Origin of the sequence: Paenibacillus farraposensis (genome assembly GCF_020736845.1) — a bacterium.
In the GTDB taxonomy this organism is placed as follows: Bacteria; Bacillota; Bacilli; order Paenibacillales; family Paenibacillaceae; genus Paenibacillus; species Paenibacillus farraposensis.
In genome coordinates this window covers 413,310-415,319 of the sequence record NZ_JAFFQR010000105.1, presented here as the reverse complement: position 1 = coordinate 415,319, position 2,010 = coordinate 413,310, and the positions used below count along the sequence as shown (strand labels likewise).

General features: G+C 35.2%; 2 protein-coding genes and 1 pseudogene. All 3 read left to right on the top strand.

The genetic code is table 11. The features are described 5' to 3' along the window. The first annotated feature begins 92 nt into the window (after positions 1 to 92). Positions 93 to 587: a deaminase domain-containing protein gene (locus tag JO375_RS18415; RefSeq protein ID WP_322098756.1), complete on the top strand. Its 495-nt coding sequence runs from the start codon at positions 93 to 95 to the stop codon at positions 585 to 587. Between the two features lie 12 nt (positions 588 to 599). After that, on the top strand, positions 600 to 1,007 hold the full coding sequence (locus JO375_RS18410) for a hypothetical protein (RefSeq protein WP_229525811.1): 408 nt from the start codon (positions 600 to 602) through the stop codon (positions 1,005 to 1,007). A gap of 610 nt (positions 1,008 to 1,617) precedes the next feature. Next, positions 1,618 to 2,010, top strand: a pseudogene (locus tag JO375_RS18405) (transposase); the annotation flags it as partial.

The window sequence follows — 2,010 nt, the reverse complement described above, 5'->3', positions numbered from 1 at the left end:
TACATAAATTTTGATTTAGGTAACGTAGACGATACGGACTAAGATCGTTTTCTCCTTAGGGGACGGGTAATACTAAATTACCTAATCGTAAAATAGACAGCCTACATGAGAAGACTCAAAATGTAAGAGGTGATATTAACAGAGAAATAGAAAAAACAAGAAATTCCGACGAATATAAAAATCTTTCAAAAACACAGAGAGATAAACTTGATAGAAAACTAAGAAAGTTAAGTAGTGGAAATGTCGCAGTGGCAGATGTGAGTATTCCTGGTATTAAAAAAAAATTTCAAGCACACAGCCAGATTCATTCTGCTGATAGCGTTGGTAGTAATGTAGGGGATTTCAGTTATTCTAAAGTTGATAAGTCATTGAAAAGTTATGTCGATGATGAATTTCCAAGATTTAATGACACGGAGGCAAAAATTCTCGAAGATATTGCTTCTCAAATAAAAGACCCTAATGTTAAAGGGCGAATTGATTTGTTTACAGAACTAGATGCGTGTCAAAGTTGTTCCAATCTAATCATGGAATTCAGACGAAAGTTCCCGAATATTGAGTTGAATGTCTATTCTAAAAGTATGAAATAAGGAGTGATGGAAATGAACTTGGCAAGTTATGAATCAATAAAATCATCTATAGTGTTAGACTTTGAGGAATATATTGAGGAAGATGGATTAAATGTAGCACAGGTTTCAGCAAAAATTCTCGAAGAAGATTGGAGAATAGTAAACGATAGTTTGTTTACTAAAACACTATATTTTGTTTCTATTGCAATAGAGAGTTTGAAATACAAAGAAATTGCTGATTTTATATATTCTAAACTGAATAGTTATTTGGAAAATAGTAAATTTGAAGAGCATATCGATAAAAATGACATTGAAATGCTGACGAGAGACATTCAAATATGTAAAAAGTTAATTGATGATAGAGGGGAATACAAAATCAGAGAAACAAGTGATTCCGCAAAATCTAGAGTAGAGTATATTTTAGGTTTGAAGGTGGATTAGTAATTGCAACAAAATAATGGTGGGGCTACCCAGTGCCGAATGAACCCATCATTCAACCAATAACACATATAACCCTTGTAATACTCGTATAAAGATTTCTTCATTTCGGTTGTACGCACATCAAATGCTTTAATTTTATATCCTAATAACGCTATTCCGATACATCTAGCAGGTTGATTATGGTCAGATACCACCATGATTGACCTGCTTTTTGTTATCTTCGTTTTCTTCCGGTTTTTTTAAAAAAATCGCAACTATTTAAGTATCTATAACGATAGTTACGGTGAAAGGAATTGATCGCATCTTATTGCGGGGTTAAGACGACTACAAATATTGTTAGGACTTAACTGAACATTTCTTAACAGGGAGGTCATGTGTTAAAGGCTAGCCACCTGCCCTCTAATTAAGCCCGAAATTCATGAAAAAATTCGGGAGAAATCTCTTGTTTACTTTCGTCATTGGCTCGAACAAATTCGAGATTACGCTAATGAAATTTTATTAGTGCGGTGTGATGTAGCTTTCGATATTGGATCGGCTACACTCTTCTAGACAGAAAAATTGTGGTCTAATATAGTAGACTACAGACCAACCTAGAAGAAACTAACGGATCATGACTAAAAAAGAAAGACGTACCTTTAGCGCTGAATTTAAAGCACAGATGGTTCAGCTCTATCAAAGTGGCAAAGCACGAAAAGATATCATTCAAGAATACGATTTGAATCCTTCATCGTTGGATAAATGGGTGAAACAGAGTTCCACATCTGGGTCCTTCAAAGAGAAAGACAACTGGACTCCAGAGGAATTAGAACTGATCGAACTTCGAAAACAGAACAAGCAACTACTTTTGGAGAATGACATTTTAAAGCAAGCCGCGCTGATCATGGAACGAAAGTAGCTATCATCCAGAACAATCGTGATAAATACTCAGTATCAGCCATGTGCGACGTCCTACGAATCGCAAGAAGTACGTTTTACTACGAAGCCAAAGAACAGCCAACCGAAC